Origin of the sequence: Pseudomonas viridiflava, from assembly GCF_900602065.1 — a bacterium.
GTDB lineage: Bacteria > Pseudomonadota > Gammaproteobacteria > Pseudomonadales > Pseudomonadaceae > Aquipseudomonas.
Genome location: NZ_UWFN01000265.1, coordinates 242,865 through 262,869, shown reverse-complemented (window position 1 = coordinate 262,869; position 20,005 = coordinate 242,865). Strand labels below are relative to the sequence as shown.

Sequence of the window (20,005 nt, the reverse complement as noted above, 5' to 3'; positions counted from 1 at the left end):
TCTCAGTCAGGCGATAGCCGCTGCATACAGGTCTGGTTTGAAGCCAATCAGGGTTCTGTCACCAAGATCAAGCACCGGGCGCTTGATCATCGACGGTTGAGCGAGCATCAGTTCAATCGCTTTATCCTGGTCGAGGTCGGCTTTCTGCGCCTCATCCAGCTTGCGAAAGGTGGTGCCAGCACGATTCAACACTGTTTGCCAGCCGTGCTCGTTGCACCACTGGGTCAGATGTTCGCGATCGATGCCTTGGGTTTTATAGTCGTGAAAATCGTAGTTCACCGGCTTTTCATCGAGCCAGGTGCGAGCCTTTTTCATCGTGTCGCACGCTTTGATCCCATACAGGTGCAACTTGTTGATTTCATCAGCCACGAGCTTGCCCCCTTTGAGACAGTTGAAAAACGGTGACGGATTATGCCACGGACACGCGTGCTGGGCGTGTACTGCCGACGTCTTTATGTACCCGGGAACGATGTTTTGCCTGTTTCATACCTATGGGTGACGGCGGTGCAGCAGCTTAAACCGTTAATATGGCACTTCGATGTGCAGTGAGTACCCCCTCTTGCAGACGATCTACAGGAACTGCCGAAGGCTGCGAAACATTTATCCTGACACACCATGATCGCAGCCTTCGGCAGCTCCTACAGATCCTGTGTTTGCCGCGAGACAGCGTGGTGTCATGGACGCCGGGGCAGCGCCCACAGAAAATCGCGTCAATACAGTTCGACATGTTTTAAGGAAACCCCGTAATGCAAACTGCCTACACCGTCCTCATCCTGCTGACTCTTGTAGGCATCTCGCGGTTACTGGCCCGTGTCATTCCTTTGCCGTTGCCGCTGGTGCAAATTGCTGCCGGGGCTTTGCTGGCCTGGCCCACGCTGGGCTTGCACGTGGCGCTGGACCCCGAGCTTTTTCTATTCCTGTTTCTGCCGCCGCTGTTGTTCTCTGACGGCTGGCGCATGCCCAAGCGCGACTTGTGGCGTTATCGCGGGCCGATCCTGACCCTGGCCGTCGGGCTGGTGGTGTTTACCGTGGTGGGTGCCGGTTATTTCATTCATTGGCTATTGCCGAGCATTCCACTGCCGGTTGCCTTTGCTCTTGCGGCCGTATTGTCGCCAACCGACGCAGTGGCGGTATCCGCCATCGCTCAGGATCGTCTGCCCGCACCGATCATGCGGATGCTGCAAGGCGAAGCGCTGATGAACGACGCAACCGGTCTGGTGACGTTCAAGTTTGCCCTGGCGGCCGCCATCACCGGTGTATTTTCTCTGGCTGACGCGAGCCTGACCTTTGTTCTGGTGGCCTGTGGCGGGCTCGCCATCGGTGTCGCGCTGAGCTGGCTGGTCGGGCGCTTTCGCAGCTGGATGATCACGCGAGGCTGGGATGACCCGGCAACCCACGTGGTGTTCATGTTGCTGCTACCGTTCGCGGCCTATGTGCTGGCCGAGCAATTGGGGGCTTCCGGGATTCTCTCGGCGGTGGCAGCCGGGATGATGCAAAGCTGGGTGGATTTGCTGCCGCGCCAGACCAGTACCCGCTTGCTCAATCGCAGTGTCTGGACGTTGCTGGAGTTTGCCTTCAACGGTCTGATTTTCCTGCTGTTGGGGCTGCAACTGCCGGACATCATCGGCGCTGTCACCCACGATGAAGTCACCGTCTGGCCAACTTTGCTGTATCGCTGTCTGGATGTATTGGCGATCTTTCTGGTGCTGGTTGTGTTGCGCTATGTCTGGGTACAGAGCGTCTGGCGCCTGATGATTCCTATTCGACGCTGGCGAGGGCGAAGCGAAAGCACGCTTGAGTTATCGACCGGTGCTTCACTGCTTCTGACGGTCGGCGGCGTGCGCGGAGCTGTAACGCTCGCCGGTACCTTGTCGGTGCCGATGCTGATCAGCGCCGGTGTCGTCTTTCCTCAGCGTGATCTGCTGATTTTCATTGCTGCCGGGGTCATTTTGCTGTCGCTCGTGGCCGCCTGTATCTGCTTGCCACTGCTGTTGCGTGGAATGGTGAGCGAGCCTGATCTGCGCATGAAACAAGAGGTCGGGGAAGCATGGAAGCGTATCGCGCAAGTCGCGATTCACGCGCTGGAAAACCAGGAGGTCAGCACCGGTGACAGTGCTCAGGATGCAGCTCAGGCTGCGTTGGCGACTGAAGTGAAAGCCAGGATCATGTCGGAGTACCGTCATCGCCTGGATGTTTTCAACGACACTTCCGAAGCTCAGGCCCTGGCGTTCCAGATGGATCAGATCGAGCGGCGTATGCGCATCAGTGCCCTGCGTGCGCAGCGTCTCGAACTGTACAAGCTTCATCGCCAACACCAGATCGGCGACGATGTGCTGCGTCAGATCCTGGCGCAGCTGGACCTGAACGAGGCCAACCTGGGAATGGTGAAGTAGGCGGAATTTGTAAGGGGGAGCGGCCGGACGGCGTTCCCACGGCAGATTGATCCCACGGCACATTGCATGCCGTGGGGAGTAAGCCTCACTTGGTAATGAAGTCGCGAATCCGCTCAGCGGCTTCGATGCATTCAGCCAGCGGCGCAACCAGCGCCAGGCGTACTCGTCCGGCCCCCGGGTTGAAACCGTCCACTTCGCGGGACAGATAAGAACCCGGCACCACGGTGACATGTTGGTCAACGAACAGGTCACGGCAGAACGCTGCGTCGTCGCCACCAACGCTTGGCCACAGGTAAAAGCCACCATCCGGACGTTGTACGTCCATCACCGGCGCAAGAATCTCTAGCACGGCATCAAATTTTTCGCGGTAAAGGTCGCGATTGGCGCGTACGTGTTCTTCATCGTTCCAGGCTGCAATGCTGGCCAATTGGGTTTGAACCGGCATCGCGCAGCCGTGGTAGGTGCGATAGAGCAGGAAGGCTTTGAGGATATCCGCATCGCCCGCGACGAATCCGGAGCGCAGGCCCGGCAGGTTCGAACGCTTGGACAGACTATGGAATACCACGCACCGTTTGAAATCCTTGCGACCCAGTTCCACGCAGGCACTCAGCAGGCCGGCAGGTGGTGTCTGCTCGTCGAAGTAAAGCTCGCTGTAGCACTCGTCGGCGGCGATCACGAAGTCGTGTTCGTCAGCCAGAGCGATCAGTTTTTTCAATGTTTCCAGCGGGATCAACGCGCCCGTTGGATTGCCCGGCGAGCACAGGAACAGGATCTGGCAGCGTTTCCAGATATCGGCAGACACTGCGTCGAAGTCCGGGTTGAAACCGTTCTCGACCAGGCATGGAAGGTAGTGAGGCTTCGCGCCAGCCAGAAACGCGGCGCCTTCGTAGATTTGATAAAACGGGTTCGGGCTGACCACCAGCGCGTCATCGCCACGGTTGACTACGGTCTGGGTGAAGGCAAACAGCGCTTCGCGAGTTCCGTTGACTGGCAGCACGTTCCGCGCCGGGTCCAGCCAGCCATCAGGTATGCCAAAGCGACGCTCGCACCAGCCGGAGATGGCTTCGCGCAACGCCGGGATGCCCAATGTGGTCGGATAGACTGCCATCTGGTCAAGGTTGTCAGTCATGGCCTTGGCGACGAAGTCTGGCGAGCGATGCTTGGGTTCACCAATGGACAGCGCGACCGGGCGCTTTTCCGGGTTTGGCGTCACGCTGCCGAGCAGGGCGCGAAGCTTTTCGAAAGGGTAGGGCTGAAGCAATTGCATCGCGTTATTCATGGGGCTGGCTTCCAGAAGCAGGGCGCTCATGTCAGTGAGCGCCGTAAGTCGATTCATTGAACAGCGTCAGGGTTTACTCAGATGCTGATGCGCAATTCGCCGGGCTCGTGGTTGACGTTCAGTTGCTCGACGATGGCGTCCTGCAACTGGCTGCACAACTGCGGATCGGACAGCGGCTGATTATTGGCATCGGTAATGAAGAACACGTCTTCTACCCGCTCGCCCAGCGTCGCGATCTTGGCGTTTTGCAGTGACAGGTCAAACTCCAGAAAGATTTTGCCAATCCGTGCCAGCAGGCCAGGGCGATCGGGAGCGGAAAGCTCCAGGATCGTCACCGGGCGCTGCGCATCGTTGTGGATCGTAACCTGCGGCGGAAAGGCAAAATGCTTGAGCTGGCGCGGTACACGACGTTTGATGATGGTCGGGTAGTCGTCCGGGTTCCTCAATGCGTCGGTCAGGCCGTCGCGAATTTCCTTGATGCGCACAGGATTATCGCCAATCGAGCCGCCATCGTTGTCGAGCACGATATAGGTGTCGAGAGTGAACCTGCTGCTGGAGGTGATGACCCGGGCGTCATGAATGTTCAGGTTCAACTGGTCCATCGCCGCCACTGTCACCGCGAAGAAGTCATGCTGATCGGGCGCGTAGATAAAAATCTGCGTGCCGCCTTCAAATTCGCGCTGAGTGGTTTCCTTGATCAGAACCAGCGGACCGCCATCCGTCGGTTGCTGCAGGATCGCATCACTGTGCCAGGCCACATCCCCTGCGGTATGACGCAGGAAGTAGTCATCGCCCAACTGGGACCAGAGTTGTTCCACGTCGTCCGGGTCAGTGCCGTTACGAACCAGAATATCCAGCGCGGCAATTTGGGTGCGTCGTATCTGCTCTTCGCGGTCTACCGGGTTCTCCAGGCCGCGCTTCAGGGCGCGCTTGGTTTCGGTATAAAGCTGACGCAGCAAGCTGGCGCGCCATGAGTTCCAGAGCGTCGGGTTGGTGGCGTTTATGTCGGCAACCGTCAGCACGTAGAGGTAATCCAGGTGAACCTCATCGCCGACAAACTGGGCGAAATCGTGGATCACTTGCGGATCGGACAAGTCCTTGCGCTGAGCTGTGGTGGACATCACCAGGTGATGGCTGACCAGCCAGACGATAAGACGCGTGTCCCAGTCAGGCAGTTGATGGCGGATACCAAACGCTTCGGCATCCACTGCGCCCAGCTCCGAGTGGTCGCCGCCGCGGCCCTTGCCGATGTCGTGGTACAGGCCTGCCAGGTAGATCAGTTCAGGCTTCGGCAGCCTGCCCATGACCTTGCTGGCCAGTGGGAATTTCTCTGACACCTGAGTGTACTGAAGCTTACGCAAGTGCTTGATGAGGTTCAGCGTGTGCGCATCAACCGTATAGATGTGGAACAGGTCATGCTGCATTTGCCCGACGATGTGACCGAACTCTGGCAAATACAGACCCAGAATGCCGTAACGGTTCATTCGGCGCAGGTTGCGATGAATGCCTAATTCGCATTTGAACAGCTCGATAAACAGGCTGGTGTTGCGAATGTCGTTACGGAAATCATCGTTGATCAAATGCCGGTGTTCGCGCAGCAGCCGAATGGTGTCGGCGCGCACACCTTTGATTTCCGGGTGCTGAGCCATCAGCACAAAAATTTCGATCATGGCGAACGGCGTGCGTTTGAATACGTTCGCGTTGGTCGCCTCGATGTAACCGTCATGTACCTGAAAGCGCGAGTTGAGCGGCTGAGTGCTCGCACCTTCGTCGTCGGTCAGGATGACCTCTTCGAAGTGCTGAATGATCAGGTCGCTGAGCTGCGCGATGCTCATCACTACCCGGTAGTACTTCTGCATGAAGCGTTCGATGGCCAGCTTGGCGTCGCTGTCCTGATAGCCCAGCAGGCTGGCAATGCTGCGCTGGTGGTCGAACAGCAGGCGATCTTCGGCCCGGCCTGCCAGCATGTGCAGGGCGTAACGTACCTTCCAGAGAAACTCCTGAGAGGAGGCGAGGAGGTTGTTTTCGCTTTCCAGCAAAAAGCCTTCACCCGCCAGTGCATGCAGGTTCAAGGTGCCGTATTGACGCCGGGCGACCCAGAGAATGGTCTGAATATCGCGCAGGCCCCCGGGCGAACCTTTGACGTTAGGCTCAAGGTTGTACTCGGTGTCGTTGTACTTGTGATGCCGGGTCTTCTGCTCGGCACGTTTGGCCAGGAAAAATTCTTTGCTGGGCCACATCTGTTTCGGGCTGGTGACTTCGAGCATGCGCTGGCGCAGGCGCTCGGGCCCGGCGATAGTGCGGCTCTCCATCAGGTTGGTGATCACCGTGAGGTCGGCTTGGCCTTCCACTGCGCATTCGTCTACCGAGCGCACGCTTTGACCTACTTCCAGGCCGATGTCCCAGAGCAGGGTAAGAAAGCGCTCTATGGGTTCACGGAAAACTTCATGATCGGCGCTGTCCAGCAGGATCAGCAGGTCGATGTCCGAGTAAGGGTGCAGTTCGCCGCGGCCGTAACCACCGACTGCGAGCAACGCGATGTCGGCTTCTTCGCTCCAGTCGAAATGGTCCCAGGCCTGTTGCAGGATGTTGTCCACGAACCAGGCACGGTCTTCGATCAGGCGGCGGATATCGCGACCTGACTTGAAGCGCGCATCAAGCACCTCCCGCGCATTGCGGATGGCTTTCTTGAACGCGGCAATCGGACTCGCTTTCAACGCCAGTTCGGCCTGGAACTGACCACGGTCGAACAAATCGGGATCCACCTGCGGCATGGAACTGCTTTCCTTTTATCTAGATCAAGCGAGCGTTGTGATCAGGCTGATGTGCGGGCGATGGTGTCGTCGCTGCGCAGGGTGAAAATCTCATAGCCGTCAGCGGTGACCAGAATGGTGTGTTCCCATTGTGCCGACAGCTTGCGGTCCTTGGTGATTGCGGTCCAGCCATCACCCAGCAGACGGGTTTCGGCGCGGCCCTGATTGATCATTGGCTCGATGGTAAAGGTCATGCCTTCGACCAGTGCCATGCCTTCGCCTGCCTTGCCGTAATGCACGACTTGCGGCTCCTCATGGAACACTTTGCCGATGCCGTGCCCGCAATATTCACGGACTACCGAAAAGCCGCTTTTTTCCGCGTGCTTCTGGATGACTTCGCCAATATCACCCAGCGTGGTGCCCGGGCGGACAATCTCGATGCCTTTATACAGGCATTCCTGGGTGATTTTCGACAGGCGCTCGGCCCACTCAGGCACTTTGCCTACGTGAAACATCTTGCTGGTGTCGCCGTGGTAGCCATCCTTGATCACGGTCACATCGATGTTCAGCACGTCGCCGTTTTTCAACGGCTTCTCATTCGGAATGCCATGGCACACGACGTGGTTGATCGAGGTGCAGATCGATTTGGGGAAACCTTTGTAATTCAGCGGTGCGGGTATCGCTTTCTGCTCATTGACGATGTAGTCGTGGCAGATACGGTCCAGCTCTTCGGTGGTGACGCCAGGTTTGACGTAAGCACCGATCATTTCCAGGACATCGGCAGCCAGACGACCGGCAATGCGCATTTTTTCGATGTCTTCGGGGGTTTTGATGGTGACGGTCATACGAACTCTCTCGGCGCACAGGCGGCGCGGCTAATACGGAAAACGGCGATTCTACCAGACCGTCGCAGGTGGGGGATTGTTGCTTCCTTATATAGGGCGTCGTGCGGGAGTTTTGTGTACATATCCTTTTTCGTGGTGATGGCTGATATTGGTTGCGCTTTTACAGCGCCTCACTTTTGATGGATCCGGAAGCCGGCCCAGACAAAAGTAAGCAAAACGCTCTTGCCCCACCACTTGGTGCCTCGCCTAGGCTCGGCATGCCCGTAATCCGACATTGCTGCGTGGGGCCGCCACCACCGGCCATCCATGGCCTGAGGCGGCTAAACCGGCATCCCTGCCGGTTTGCCCCACGCAGCAATGTCGAATTCCGGCCGGCGTGGTTTAACGGGGCGCCTAAGATCAAAATCAAAAGCAGATCAAAAGCAGAATGAAAACGGCGATAGCGCCTCGGACCGGTAGGAGCGAACTTGTTCGCGAGACGCCAGCACAGCCGACACAGGTCTCGCGTGACACACCGCTTCGCAGCCTTCGGCAGCTCCTACAGAAAACCGGAAAGCTCACACAACCAGGTCGGCTCTCAGGCCGCCGCGCTTTTGATTTTGATCTGAGGCGCCCCGTTAATCACGCTGGCCGAACGCAGATTCTGAAGCGTGGGCAACCCGGCAGGACGCCGGGTTAGTCGCACCGGGCCATGGATGGCCCATTGCGGCGGCCCACGGTTCAGGATCTGCGGGCGGGTACACCGAGCGACAGCGAGGTGCCGAGTGGTGGGGTAAAAGCCTTTTGGTTACTTTTGGGCCCCAAAAGTGACGCGCCGTAAGGGTGCAACCAATATCAGCCATTACCGCGACAACGGATATGTACACAAAAACCACCTCCCTATTACCGCTGATTACGAGCAGGCAATAAAAGCATCGTGCAACCTGCACGTAATTCGAGTTCCGTTATCCAGACTTCTATGGTATAAAATGCGCCGCTTTCCGGGGTAAGCCCCGCAAGCACTAACCCACACACGTGTCGACACGATGACCTGGGTGCCCTCGGCTTGAAGCCGCTGGTTGGTCATTGGGATACGTGGAGGCCTAACCCGACTTATCAAGGAACTATCATGTCCCAAGTCAATATGCGCGATATGCTGAAGGCCGGTGTGCACTTCGGTCACCAGACCCGTTACTGGAACCCGAAAATGGGTAAATACATTTTCGGCGCGCGTAACAAGATTCACATTATCAACCTTGAAAAAACCCTGCCTATGTTCAACGAAGCTCTGACTTTCGTTGAAAAACTGGCTTCGGGCAAAAACAAGATTCTGTTCGTCGGCACCAAGCGTTCCGCTGGCAAGATCGTTGCTGAAGAAGCAGCACGTTGCGGTTCGCCGTACGTCGATCACCGCTGGTTGGGCGGCATGCTGACCAACTTCAAAACCATCCGTCAGTCGATCAAGCGTCTGCGTGAGCTTGAAGTACAGGCTGAAGACGGTACTTTCGCCAAGCTGACCAAGAAAGAGGCGCTGATGCGCTCTCGTGATCTGGAAAAACTGGATCGCAGCCTGGGTGGTATCAAGGACATGGGCGGTCTGCCAGACGCGCTGTTCGTTATCGACGTTGATCACGAGCGCATCGCGATCACCGAAGCTAACAAGCTGGGTATCCCGGTTATCGGCGTAGTCGATACCAACAGCAGCCCGGAAGGCGTTGACTACATCATCCCAGGCAACGATGACGCAATCCGCGCTATCCAGCTGTACATGGGTTCGATGGCTGATGCTGTAATCCGTGGTCGCAACAATGTTGCTGGCGGCACCGACGTTTTCGTCGAAGAAGCTCCAGCAGCTGCAGTTGAAGGCTGAGTAACTAACGCCTAGCGTTTACTCAGTACGCAAAAAGGGGGCTTGGCCCCCTTTTTGCCACCTCGAGAACCATGTGTCGGCGTTGTCATGACGTTCCTGTCATCTACGGCTGTCACCATGCGTTTTCAAGAATTTGAACGCCCGCCCTGGCGGGTGGAATGGTTTAAGACCTATCCAAGAGGATTTTGAAATGGCAGAGATTACTGCAGCGTTGGTTAAAGAACTGCGCGAGCGTACCGGCGAAGGCATGATGGATTGCAAAAAGGCCTTGACCAAGGCTGGCGGCGATATCGAAAAAGCCATTGATGACATGCGTGCTTCGGGCGCCATCAAGGCTGCAAAAAAAGCAGGCAACGTTGCTGCTGAAGGCGCTATCGCTATCAAGGATGACGGTAAAGCCGCTGTCCTGATCGAAGTTAACTCGCAGACCGACTTCCTGGCTCTGCAGGACGACTTCAAAGGCTTTGTAGCTGCAAGCGTTGAAAAAGCGTTCGCTGACAAGCTGACCACTGTTGAGCCGCTGATCGCTGCTCAGGAAGAAGCTCGTCTGGCCCTGGTCGCCAAAACTGGTGAGAACGTCAACATTCGTCGTCTGGCGCGTGTTGAAGGTGACGTTCTGGGTGCATACCTGCACGGCAACAAGATCGGTGTTGTTGTAGCTCTGAAAGGCGGCGACGCTGAACTGGCCAAAGACATCGCGATGCACGTTGCTGCCAGCAACCCTGAGTTCCTGCTGCCTTCGGAAGTTTCTGCCGAAGCGATCGAGCGCGAGAAGGGCGTCTTCCTGCAACTGAACGAAGACAAGATCAAAGGCAAGCCAGCCGAAATCGTTGAAAAAATGGTTGCCGGTCGCATCACCAAGTTCCTGGCCGAAGCCAGCCTCGTTGAGCAAGCGTTCGTCAAGAACCCGGAAATCAAAGTAGGCGATCTGGCCAAGAAAGCCGGCGCTGAAATCGTTTCTTTCACCTACTTCAAAGTGGGCGAAGGCATCGAGAAGCCAGTTGATAACTTCGCTGACGAAGTTGCTGCTCAAGTGGCTGCTGCTTCCAAGCAATAAGATGGTTTTCAACGCTTGAACCAAAGAGGCTGCCCGCTTACGCGCGCAGCCTCTTTGTCAAAAAGGAAAAGGTGTTTGTTTTCCTTGGAGAAGTGGCTTACAAGGCTGCATTCTTCTGACGCTGTCGCAGCGTCAAGCTAGAGTTAGCGCAGGCATAAAATGCCCGCACAGATTTTTTTCAGAAAACGCCGCAGGAGAGATTCGCAATGGCTCAGCAGGGCAGTGGTTATCAGGCTCGCTATAAACGCATTCTACTCAAGCTTAGCGGCGAGGCCCTGATGGGCTCCGAAGAGTTCGGAATCGATCCAAAAGTACTGGATCGCATGGCGCTGGAAGTTGGCCAGCTGGTTGGCATAGGCGTTCAGGTCGGACTGGTTATCGGGGGCGGTAACCTGTTCCGTGGCGCGGCATTGAGTGCTGCCGGCATGGATCGTGTTACGGGTGATCACATGGGCATGCTGGCCACTGTGATGAATGCTCTGGCAATGCGTGATGCGCTGGAGCGTGCCAATATCTCCGCCATCGTGATGTCTGCCATTTCGATGGTGGGTGTGACTGATCACTATGATCGTCGTAAAGCCATGCGTCACCTGAGTTCAAAAGAGGTCGTGATTTTCGCGGCCGGTACCGGCAATCCGTTCTTCACCACTGATTCGGCTGCTTGCCTGCGAGCCATCGAAATCGACGCCGACGTTGTTCTCAAAGCAACCAAGGTCGACGGTGTGTACACCGCAGATCCGTTCAAAGACCCGCATGCAGAGAAGTTCGATCATCTGACTTACGATGAAGTGCTGGATCGCAAGCTGGGTGTTATGGACCTGACGGCAATCTGTCTGTGCCGCGATCACAAGATGCCACTCCGTGTTTTTAATATGAACAAGCCCGGCGCCCTGCTGAATATCGTACACGGCGGCGCTGAAGGAACCCTGATCGAGGAAGGCGCACAATGATCAACGAAATCAAGAAAGACGCTCAAGAGCGCATGCAGAAATCACTCGAATCCTTGAACCATGCATTTGGTCAGATTCGTACCGGCAAGGCTCACCCAAGCATTCTGGGCAGTGTAATGGTGCCGTACTACGGCGCTGATACTCCTTTGAGCGGCGTTGCCAACGTTACTGTAAAAGACTCGCGCACCCTGCAGGTCGTTGCGTTCGAACGTAACATGCTGGCTGCCGTCGACAAGGCGATCCAGAGCGCCGGTCTGAACCTCAACCCGACCAACCTCGGTGAGCTGCTGCTTATCTCCATGCCCGCCCTGACTGAAGAAACCCGTAAGGGCTTCACCAAGCAGGCTCGCAGCGCTGCAGAAGATGCGCGTGTTGCTGTGCGTAACATTCGCCGTGATGCCTTGGGTGACCTGAAGAAGCTGGTCAAGGACAAGGAAATCAGCGAAGACGAAGAGCGTCGTGCTGCTGCCGATATTCAGAAGCTGACTGACAAGGCGGAAGCTGATATCGACTCGGCCACCAAGGCAAAAGAAGCAGACCTGATGGCCGTATAAGGTTCGGGGCGCTTTCATGGAAAAGACTAAATCGACCGCGCCCTCATCGGTGCCGCGGCATGTCGCGATCATCATGGATGGCAACAACCGGTGGGCGAAAAAACGCCTGCTGCCTGGTGTGGCAGGTCATAAAGCCGGTGTCGACGCGGTTCGAGCGGTCATTGAGGTGTGCGCTGAAGCCAAGGTTGAGGTGCTCACGCTGTTCGCGTTCTCCAGTGAGAACTGGCAGCGACCAGCCGAAGAAGTCGGGGCGTTGATGGAGCTTTTTTTCACGGCCTTGCGCCGTGAAACCAAGCGCCTGAACGAGAACCAGATCAGTCTGCGCATCATCGGCGACCGATCCCGTTTTCACCCCGAGCTTCAAGCGGCCATGCGGGAAGCTGAAAACAGTACCGCAGGAAACGATCGTTTTGTTCTGCAGATTGCCGCCAATTATGGCGGTCAGTGGGACATCGCTCAGGCTGCGCAGCGCCTGGCGCGTGAAGTGCAGGCCGGGCATCTGCGTCCGGATGACATAACGCCCGAATTGTTGCAAACCTGTCTGGCGACTGGTGATCTGCCGTTGCCGGACTTGTGTATTCGTACCGGTGGCGAGCATCGCATCAGTAACTTCCTGCTTTGGCAGCTGGCGTATGCCGAGCTGTACTTCTCCGACCTGTTCTGGCCGGACTTCAAACACGATGCCATGCGCGCCGCGCTGGCTGATTTCGCTTCGCGTCAGCGTCGCTTCGGTAAAACGAGCGAGCAGATCGAAGCTGGAGCCCGGGTTTAATGCTGAAACAACGGATTATCACAGCGCTTATTTTGCTGCCGATTGCGCTTTGCGGTTTTTTTCTACTGTCCGGGGCCAGCTTTGCGCTGTTCATTGGCATTGTAGTCACCCTTGGCGCCTGGGAGTGGGCGCGTCTGGCGGGGTTCCCTGCTCAATCGGCTCGTGTCGCCTATGCGGTGTGCGTTGCTGCGCTGCTGTTCCTGCTTTACCTGATGCCGGGCCTTGCGCCTTGGATTCTGGTGGCGGCAGTCATCTGGTGGGCGGTAGCAACCTGGTTGGTGCTGACTTATCCGGAGTCCAGCCGTCATTGGTCCAGCGCGATCTGCAAGCTGGCGATCGGTCTGTTGATTCTGCTTCCTGCGTGGCAAGGTCTGGTATTGATCAAGCAATGGCCGCTGGGTAACTGGTTGATTCTTTCGGTCATGGTGCTGGTGTGGGGGGCAGACATCGGGGCCTATTTCTCCGGCAAGGCATTTGGCAAGCGCAAGCTGGCGCCGAAAGTCAGTCCGGGCAAGAGTTGGGAAGGTGTCTACGGTGGTTTGGCCACTTGCCTGTTGATCACTGCGATTGTCGGCGTCTCTCGCGACTGGTCCGCTGCGCAGTTCCTGTTTGGTTTGCTGAGCACGGCAATCGTCGTGTTTATCTCCGTGGTGGGCGATTTGACCGAAAGCATGTTCAAGCGTCTGTCAGGGATCAAGGACAGTAGTAATCTGTTGCCTGGCCACGGCGGGGTGCTTGATCGTATCGACAGCCTGACCGCCGCGATTCCGGTTTTTGCCGTGCTGCTTTGGGCTGCTGATTGGGGCGTGCTGTGAATCGTCCTCAACAGGTAACCGTTTTAGGTGCTACTGGCTCGGTGGGTCTGAGCACCCTGGATGTCATTGCTCGTCATCCCGATCTCTATCAGGTATTTGCCCTGACTGGCTTCAGTCGCCAAAGTGAATTGCTGGCGTTGTGCATCAAGCACACACCGCGTTTCGCTGTGCTGCCGACTCAGGAGGCTGCCCGCAAGTTGCAGGATGATCTGGCCGCTGCTGGCCTCGATACTCGAGTGCTGGTGGGGGAGGGCGGTCTTTGCGAAGTCGCTGCGCATCCACAGGTCGACGCTGTGCTTGCTGCCATTGTGGGCGCTGCTGGCCTGCGGCCTACGTTGGCGGCTGTCGAGGCTGGCAAGAAAGTTCTGCTGGCTAACAAGGAAGCGCTGGTCATGTCCGGCGCCTTGTTCATGCAGGCGGTTCGTCAAAGTGGCGCGGTATTGCTGCCCATTGATAGCGAGCACAACGCGATTTTCCAGTGCTTGCCGCTTGATTATGCGCGTGGCCTGAGCCCGGTTGGCGTACGACGCATTCTGCTGACGGCCTCTGGTGGCCCGTTCCGCGAAACGCCGTTGAGCGAGCTGCATGACGTATCCCCTGAGCAAGCCTGTGCCCATCCCAACTGGTCGATGGGGCGCAAAATCTCGGTGGACTCGGCAAGCATGATGAACAAGGGTCTTGAGCTTATCGAGGCTTGCTGGCTGTTCGACGCGCGGCCTGAGCAGATTGAGGTGGTTATTCATCCTCAAAGCGTCATCCATTCCATGGTTGATTACGTGGATGGGTCGGTGCTTGCTCAGTTGGGTAATCCGGATATGCGCACACCTATCGCTCATGCCCTGGCCTGGCCGCAACGCATTGACTCGGGCGTGGCGCCGCTGGACCTTTTCAGTATTGCGCGTCTGGATTTCCAGGCTCCCGACGAGCAACGCTTTCCGTGCCTGCGTCTGGCCCGGCAAGCTGCCGAAGCCGGTAACAGTGCTCCAGCCATGTTGAACGCGGCAAACGAAGTCGCAGTGGCTGCATTTCTTGATCGGCGCATCCGTTATCCGGAAATCGCGAGTATGATCGACGATGTTTTGAATCTTGAACCCGTTGTTCCGCTCCCTGATCTGGATGCGGTATTTGATGCGGATTCAAAAGCGCGCGTTTTGGCAGAGCAATGGCTCAGCCGCAACGGGCGATAATCGCAGAGGCTAGAAGGTGCTGGCGCAGGGCTTGAACCAGCCAGTACCCGGAGAAAGTTGATGAGCGCGCTCTATATGATTGTTGGCACCCTGGTTGCGCTGGGCGTGCTGGTTACCTTTCACGAATACGGTCACTTCTGGGTGGCGCGGCGTTGTGGCGTCAAGGTTTTACGTTTTTCGGTCGGCTTTGGCACGCCGCTGGTGCGCTGGCATGATCGTCAGGGGACCGAGTATGTGATCGCTGCCATCCCGCTGGGCGGCTACGTGAAAATGCTTGATGAGCGTGAAGGCAACGTTCCCCCCGAGCTTGCTGATCAGTCATTCAATCGCAAGTCGGTTTATCAGCGTATTGCCATTGTCAGCGCCGGCCCGATTGCGAACTTCCTCTTGGCGATCTTTTTCTTCTGGGTCTTGGCCATGCTGGGTAGCCAGCAGGTGCGTCCCGTTATCGGTGCAGTCGAAGCAGGCAGTATTGCGCAGAAGGCAGGTTTGAGTGCCGGGCAGGAAATTGTTTCTGTAGATGGCGAAGCTGTTTCCGGCTGGTCTGCTGTGAATCTGCAGTTGGTGCGTCGTTTGGGGGAAAGTGGCTCCGTCGCGCTTAAGGTGCGTGAATCTGGTGCAACGGTTGATACCGCTCACAGTCTGCAACTGGATAACTGGTTGAAAGGTGCCGAAGAGCCGGACCCGATCAAGTCGCTGGGTATCCGTCCGTGGCGTCCAGCGCTGCCGCCGGTTCTGGCGGAGCTTGATCCGAAGGGTCCTGCGCAGGCAGCAGGGCTGAAAACCGGTGACAAGCTGATTGCTCTTGATGGTCGTCCGGTAGACGAGTGGCAGCAGGTAGTTGATTGGGTGCGCGAGCGCCCTGATGCGAAAATTTCTCTACGTGTTGAGCGTGACGGATCACAGCTTGATGTGCCGCTGACGCTTGCCGCGCGCGGTGAAGGCAAGGCTGCAAGCGGTTATCTGGGGGCTGGCGTTAAAGGTATCGATTGGCCTCCGGAGATGTTGCGCGAAGTCAGTTATGGTCCTTTGGCCGCTGTGGCCGAGGGCGCCAGCCGTACCTGGACCATGAGCGTACTGACGCTCGATTCACTCCGGAAAATGTTGTTCGGCGAGCTCTCGGTAAAAAACTTGAGTGGACCGATAACCATTGCTAAAGTGGCGGGCGCTTCGGCCCAGTCGGGCATAGGTGATTTCCTGAATTTCCTCGCTTATCTGAGCATAAGCCTGGGAGTCCTGAATTTACTGCCTATTCCAGTGCTGGACGGGGGGCATTTGTTGTTCTATCTGATTGAGTGGGCACGTGGTCGCCCCCTTTCGGAAAGGGTTCAAGGTTGGGGGGTTCAGATTGGTATCAGTCTGGTGGTGGGCGTTATGTTGCTCGCGCTGGTCAACGATCTGGGTCGACTGTAAAGCTTAGCTTTGCTGAGTTGCGAATCTGCCGCATTTTGCGGCAGTTTGTTTATTGCCAGTTGGAATAAGAAAGGACTTCATGAAACGTCTGCTGCTAACTGCGGTTCTTGCCGTACTGATGATTGCCGAAGTTCACGCCGAGTCCTTCACTATCTCCGATATCCGTGTCAATGGCCTGCAGCGGGTATCCGCGGGCAGTGTATTTGGTGCGTTGCCGCTGAACGTTGGCGAGCAAGCGGATGATGGTCGTCTGGTGGATGCCACTCGCGCACTGTTTAAAACCGGGTTCTTCCAGGATATTCAGTTGGGTCGTGACGGCAATGTGCTGGTCATCACCGTCGTCGAGCGTCCATCTGTCGCGAGTATCGAAATCGAGGGCAACAAAGCCATCTCTACTGAAGACCTGATGAAAGGTCTGAAACAGTCGGGTCTGGCTGAAGGTGAAATCTTCCAGCGGGCAACTCTCGAAGGTGTGCGCAACGAGCTGCAACGTCAGTATGTTGCTCAAGGTCGTTATTCGGCTGAAGTCGCGACTGAAGTCGTTGCCCAGCCACGCAACCGCGTTGGCCTGAAGATCAACATCAACGAAGGCACGGTCGCCTCCATCCAGCACATCAACGTGGTGGGTAACAGCGTTTTCCCTGATGAAGACCTGATCGACCTGTTTGAACTCAAGACCACCAACTGGCTTTCCTTCTTCAAGAACGACGACAAGTACGCCCGGGAAAAACTGTCCGGCGACCTCGAACGTCTGCGTTCGTACTATCTCGATCGCGGCTATATCAACATGGATATCGCCTCGACTCAGGTGTCGATCACGCCTGACAAGAAAAACGTCTACATCACGGTCAACGTTAACGAAGGCCAGAAGTACAGCGTCAAGTCCGTCAAGCTGAGCGGTGACCTCAAGGTTCCGGAAGATCAGGTCAAGTCCCTGCTGCTGGTCAAGCCTGGCCAGGTTTTCTCGCGCAAGGTCATGACCACGACCTCCGAGCTGATCACTCGTCGTCTGGGTAACGAAGGCTATACCTTCGCCAACGTCAACGGCGTGCCTACACCGAATGATGAAGATCACACCGTCGACATCACTTTCGTGGTTGATCCTGGCAAACGTGCTTATGTGAACCGCATCAACTTCCGCGGAAACACCAAATCTGCTGACGAAGTGTTGCGTCGTGAAATGCGCCAGATGGAAGGCGGGTGGGCTTCGACCTATCTGATCGACCAGTCCAAGACCCGTCTGGATCGTCTGGGCTTCTTCAAGGAAGTGAACGTTGAGACTCCGGCGGTTCCAGGCACCGACGACCAGGTTGATGTTAACTACGCCGTAGAAGAGCAGGCCTCCGGCTCGATTACCGCCAGTGTCGGTTTCGCCCAGAGCGCCGGTCTGATTCTTGGCGGTTCGATCAGCCAGAACAACTTCCTCGGTACTGGTAACAAGGTCAGCATCGGCCTGACCCGCAGCGAATATCAGAGCCGTTACAACTTCAGCTATGTCGATCCGTACTGGACCGCTGATGGTGTGAGCCTGGGTTACAACGCGTTCTACCGCACCACCGATTACGACGATCTTGATGTTGACGTTGCGAGCTATGCGGTAGACAGCCTCGGTGCTGGTATCAGCATGGGCTACCCGATCAACGAAACTTCGCGTCTGACTTACGGCCTGACCGTGCAGCAGGACGAAATCAAGACCGGTACCTACACCGTCGACGAAATCTTTGATTTCGTGGACAAGGAAGGCGACAAGTACCTGAACTTCAAGGGTTCGATCGGCTGGTCCGAGTCCACTCTGAACAAAGGTGTACTGGCGACGCGTGGTCACTCGCAAAGCCTCGTGCTGGAAACTACATTGCCGGGTAGCGACCTGTCGTTCTACAAACTCGACTACCGTGCTCAGTACTTCCACCCGATCACCGATAACTACACCCTGCGTCTGCACACTGAGCTGGGTTATGGCGACGGCTATGGTTCGACCTCCGGTCTGCCGTTCTATGAGAACTACTATGCCGGTGGCTTCAACTCGGTTCGTGGTTTCAAGGACAGCACCCTGGGGCCGCGCAGTACGCCTAGTACCGGTACCAAGCCAGGCACCGCTGCTGACCCGGACCAGGATCCACTTCCGTTCGGTGGTAACGTACTGGTTCAAGGTGGCGTAGAGGTCATGTTCCCTCTGCCGTTCATCAAAGACCAACGCTCCCTGCGCACTTCGCTGTTCTGGGACGTGGGTAACGTGTTCGACACCAACTGCAATTCCAACCGGACGCTCAACGGCAAGAAAGTTGAATGTAATGACGTCGACTTCTCCGGTATGGCCAGTTCTGTTGGTGTAGGTGTGACCTGGATTACCGCGCTCGGTCCTTTGAGCTTCGCTCTGGCGATGCCGATCAAGAAACCGGATGACGATACTGAAACCCAGGTTTTCCAATTTTCCCTTGGTCAGACTTTCTAAGCGTCTGATTTTAGATAACGACAGCGAATTCTGTAGGAGTGCATCGTGCGTAAGTTGACTCAATTGGTACTGCTGGCAACCGTTCTGGCAGCAGGCCCGGCTTTTGCCGACATGAAAATTGCCGTTCTGAACTATCAAATGGCTTTGCTTGAATCTGATGCGGCCAAGAAATACGCCGTTGATGCCGAGAAGAAGTTCGGTCCGCAACTGACCAAACTGAAGACTCTGGAAAGCAGTGCCAAGGGTATCCAGGATCGTCTGGTAAGCGGCGGCGACAAAATGGCCCAGCCAGAGCGCGAGCGTCTTGAGCTTGAGTTCAAGCAAAAAGCCCGTGACTTCCAGTTCCAGTCCAAGGAACTGAACGAAGCGAAAGCCGTTGCCGATCGTGAAATGCTCAAGCAACTCAAGCCCAAGCTGGATCAGGCAGTGGAAGAAGTGATCAAGAAAGGTGCATTTGACCTGGTCTTCGAGCGCGGTGCAGTGATTGACGTCAAGCCACAGTACGACGTTACTCGCCAGGTCATCGAGCGCATGAACCAGCTGAAGTAACCTATGACCGCGACTATCAAGCTCGGCGAGTTGGCCGAGTTCCTGGGGGCCACGCTGCGTGGTTCTCAGGATAAAGAAATTACCGGGCTGGCCACTTTGCAAGAGGCCGGTCCAGGTCAGGTCAGTTTCCTGGCAAATCCGCAATACCGTAAATTCCTCGTTGATACTCAAGCCTCTGCGGTGCTGTTGAAGCCTGCTGACGCGGATTCGTATGCTGGCGATGCATTGCTGGTGCCGGATCCCTATCTGGCTTACGCGCGTATCTCCCATCTGTTCGATCCCAAGCCCAAGGCCGTTGCCGGAATCCATCCGACAGCAGTCATCGCTGATGACGCGCAGATTGATCCTGCGGCGAGCATCGGTGCTTTCGCTGTGATCGAGAGCGGAGCGCGGATCGCTGCGGGCGTTACCGTCGGTGCCCAGTGTTTTATTGGTGCCCGGTGCGAAATCGGTGAGGGCGGCTGGCTAGCTCCACGCGTTACGCTTTATCACGACGTGCGCATCGGTAAGCGAGTAGTCATTCAATCGGGTGCTGTTCTGGGCGGCGAAGGCTTCGGCTTTGCCAACGAGAAGGGTATCTGGCAGAAGATTGCCCAGATTGGTGGTGTGCTGATAGGCGACGATGTGGAAATTGGCGTGAATACCGCCATTGACCGCGGCGCGCTGGCTGACACCCGCATCGGTAACGGTGTGAAGCTGGATAACCAGATTCAGATCGCCCACAACGTGCAGATTGGCGATCACACGGCGATGGCCGCGTGCGTGGGTATCTCCGGCAGTACCAAAATCGGCAAGCACTGCATGCTTGCCGGTGGTGTTGGGCTGGTTGGGCATATCGACATCTGCGATGGCGTTTTTATCACCGGCATGACGATGGTGACCCATTCGATTACCGAGCCAGGTTCTTATTCATCGGGGACTGCCATGCAGCCTGCAGGCGAGTGGCGTAAAAGCGCTGCACGTATTCGCAAGCTCGACGACATGGCGCGTCGACTGCAAAAACTGGAAAAGATTGTTGAGGCAGTGACCTCAGGCGTTAATGCTTCATCAGATGGCTGATACTTTTTTCATATCAAGCGCGCACTGCCGATAAATTGCTTCCTTGATTTGCAGAGGAGTGCAGCGCAATTGCCGCGC

Annotated in this window: 16 protein-coding genes; 12 read left to right on the top strand and 4 right to left on the bottom strand. The window is 56.5% G+C overall.

Annotated elements, in window-relative coordinates; translation table 11 throughout:
• Positions 1-6: 6 nt before the first annotated feature.
• Positions 7-348 (bottom strand): ArsC family reductase, encoded by a 342-nt coding sequence (locus EE949_RS16310; protein ID WP_122665557.1) that lies wholly within the window; start codon positions 346-348, stop codon positions 7-9.
• A 398-nt stretch (positions 349-746) separates the two neighbouring features.
• Between EE949_RS16310 and EE949_RS16305 the strand changes: the two genes are divergently transcribed.
• Positions 747-2,393: a Na+/H+ antiporter gene (locus EE949_RS16305; protein ID WP_122665217.1), complete on the top strand. Its 1,647-nt coding sequence runs from the start codon at positions 747-749 to the stop codon at positions 2,391-2,393.
• 85 nt (positions 2,394-2,478) lie between these two features.
• On the opposite strand, the gene dapC is transcribed toward EE949_RS16305, so the two are convergent.
• The 3 genes from dapC to map all read right to left on the bottom strand — a co-directional run bounded on the left by dapC (position 2,479) and on the right by map (position 7,270).
• Entirely contained in the window at positions 2,479-3,672 is a 1,194-nt protein-coding gene (gene dapC / locus EE949_RS16300; RefSeq protein WP_122665556.1) for a succinyldiaminopimelate transaminase, read from the bottom strand.
• Between the two features lie 77 nt (positions 3,673-3,749).
• Positions 3,750-6,446, bottom strand: a complete 2,697-nt coding sequence (locus EE949_RS16295) for a [protein-PII] uridylyltransferase (RefSeq protein WP_122665216.1) — start codon at positions 6,444-6,446, stop codon at positions 3,750-3,752.
• A gap of 41 nt (positions 6,447-6,487) precedes the next feature.
• Positions 6,488-7,270 (bottom strand): type I methionyl aminopeptidase, encoded by a 783-nt coding sequence (gene map, locus EE949_RS16290; RefSeq protein WP_122665215.1) that lies wholly within the window; start codon positions 7,268-7,270, stop codon positions 6,488-6,490.
• A gap of 1,108 nt (positions 7,271-8,378) precedes the next feature.
• Between map and rpsB the strand changes: the two genes are divergently transcribed.
• The 11 genes from rpsB (at position 8,379) to lpxD (ending at position 19,927) form a co-directional block, all read left to right on the top strand.
• Positions 8,379-9,119 (top strand): 30S ribosomal protein S2, encoded by a 741-nt coding sequence (rpsB, locus tag EE949_RS16285; RefSeq protein WP_122665214.1) that lies wholly within the window; start codon positions 8,379-8,381, stop codon positions 9,117-9,119.
• Positions 9,120-9,309: 190 nt separating this feature from the next.
• Positions 9,310-10,176: a translation elongation factor Ts gene (gene tsf / locus EE949_RS16280; RefSeq protein ID WP_122665213.1), complete on the top strand. Its 867-nt coding sequence runs from the start codon at positions 9,310-9,312 to the stop codon at positions 10,174-10,176.
• Positions 10,177-10,382: 206 nt separating this feature from the next.
• Complete coding sequence (pyrH, locus tag EE949_RS16275) at positions 10,383-11,126, top strand: UMP kinase (RefSeq protein ID WP_027898810.1); 744 nt, start codon at positions 10,383-10,385, stop codon at positions 11,124-11,126.
• A complete protein-coding gene (gene frr, locus EE949_RS16270; protein ID WP_087273906.1) occupies positions 11,123-11,680 on the top strand; it encodes a ribosome recycling factor in 558 nt (185 codons plus the stop codon). Before pyrH ends, frr begins: the two co-directional genes overlap by 4 nt.
• Positions 11,681-11,696: 16 nt before the next feature.
• On the top strand, positions 11,697-12,452 hold the full coding sequence (gene uppS / locus EE949_RS16265) for a polyprenyl diphosphate synthase (RefSeq protein WP_122665212.1): 756 nt from the start codon (positions 11,697-11,699) through the stop codon (positions 12,450-12,452).
• A complete protein-coding gene (locus tag EE949_RS16260) occupies positions 12,452-13,267 on the top strand; it encodes a phosphatidate cytidylyltransferase (protein ID WP_122665211.1) in 816 nt (271 codons plus the stop codon). Before uppS ends, EE949_RS16260 begins: the two co-directional genes overlap by 1 nt.
• Positions 13,264-14,454, top strand: a complete 1,191-nt coding sequence (ispC, locus tag EE949_RS16255; protein WP_122665210.1) for a 1-deoxy-D-xylulose-5-phosphate reductoisomerase — start codon at positions 13,264-13,266, stop codon at positions 14,452-14,454. Before EE949_RS16260 ends, ispC begins: the two co-directional genes overlap by 4 nt.
• A 60-nt stretch (positions 14,455-14,514) precedes the next feature.
• A complete protein-coding gene (rseP, locus tag EE949_RS16250; protein WP_122665209.1) occupies positions 14,515-15,867 on the top strand; it encodes a sigma E protease regulator RseP in 1,353 nt (450 codons plus the stop codon).
• A gap of 79 nt (positions 15,868-15,946) precedes the next feature.
• Positions 15,947-18,319: an outer membrane protein assembly factor BamA gene (gene bamA / locus EE949_RS16245; protein WP_122665208.1), complete on the top strand. Its 2,373-nt coding sequence runs from the start codon at positions 15,947-15,949 to the stop codon at positions 18,317-18,319.
• A gap of 45 nt (positions 18,320-18,364) precedes the next feature.
• Positions 18,365-18,868 (top strand): OmpH family outer membrane protein, encoded by a 504-nt coding sequence (locus EE949_RS16240; protein ID WP_027898803.1) that lies wholly within the window; start codon positions 18,365-18,367, stop codon positions 18,866-18,868.
• 3 nt (positions 18,869-18,871) lie between these two features.
• Positions 18,872-19,927 (top strand): UDP-3-O-(3-hydroxymyristoyl)glucosamine N-acyltransferase, encoded by a 1,056-nt coding sequence (gene lpxD / locus EE949_RS16235; protein ID WP_122665207.1) that lies wholly within the window; start codon positions 18,872-18,874, stop codon positions 19,925-19,927.
• Positions 19,928-20,005: the final 78 nt, after the last annotated feature.

Excerpts from the sequence above, each read along its gene's own strand:
- EE949_RS16305 (WP_122665217.1), top strand. The coding sequence starts at position 747 with ATGCAAACTGCCTACACCGTCCTCATCCTGCTGACTCTTGTAGGCATC.
- dapC (WP_122665556.1), bottom strand. The coding sequence starts at position 3,672 with ATGAATAACGCGATGCAATTGCTTCAGCCCTACCCTTTCGAAAAGCTT.
- EE949_RS16295 (WP_122665216.1), bottom strand. The coding sequence starts at position 6,446 with ATGCCGCAGGTGGATCCCGATTTGTTCGACCGTGGTCAGTTCCAGGCC.
- map (WP_122665215.1), bottom strand. The coding sequence starts at position 7,270 with ATGACCGTCACCATCAAAACCCCCGAAGACATCGAAAAAATGCGCATT.
- rpsB (WP_122665214.1), top strand. The coding sequence starts at position 8,379 with ATGTCCCAAGTCAATATGCGCGATATGCTGAAGGCCGGTGTGCACTTC.
- tsf (WP_122665213.1), top strand. The coding sequence starts at position 9,310 with ATGGCAGAGATTACTGCAGCGTTGGTTAAAGAACTGCGCGAGCGTACC.
- pyrH (WP_027898810.1), top strand. The coding sequence starts at position 10,383 with ATGGCTCAGCAGGGCAGTGGTTATCAGGCTCGCTATAAACGCATTCTA.
- frr (WP_087273906.1), top strand. The coding sequence starts at position 11,123 with ATGATCAACGAAATCAAGAAAGACGCTCAAGAGCGCATGCAGAAATCA.
- uppS (WP_122665212.1), top strand. The coding sequence starts at position 11,697 with ATGGAAAAGACTAAATCGACCGCGCCCTCATCGGTGCCGCGGCATGTC.
- EE949_RS16260 (WP_122665211.1), top strand. The coding sequence starts at position 12,452 with ATGCTGAAACAACGGATTATCACAGCGCTTATTTTGCTGCCGATTGCG.
- rseP (WP_122665209.1), top strand. The coding sequence starts at position 14,515 with ATGAGCGCGCTCTATATGATTGTTGGCACCCTGGTTGCGCTGGGCGTG.
- bamA (WP_122665208.1), top strand. The coding sequence starts at position 15,947 with ATGAAACGTCTGCTGCTAACTGCGGTTCTTGCCGTACTGATGATTGCC.
- lpxD (WP_122665207.1), top strand. The coding sequence starts at position 18,872 with ATGACCGCGACTATCAAGCTCGGCGAGTTGGCCGAGTTCCTGGGGGCC.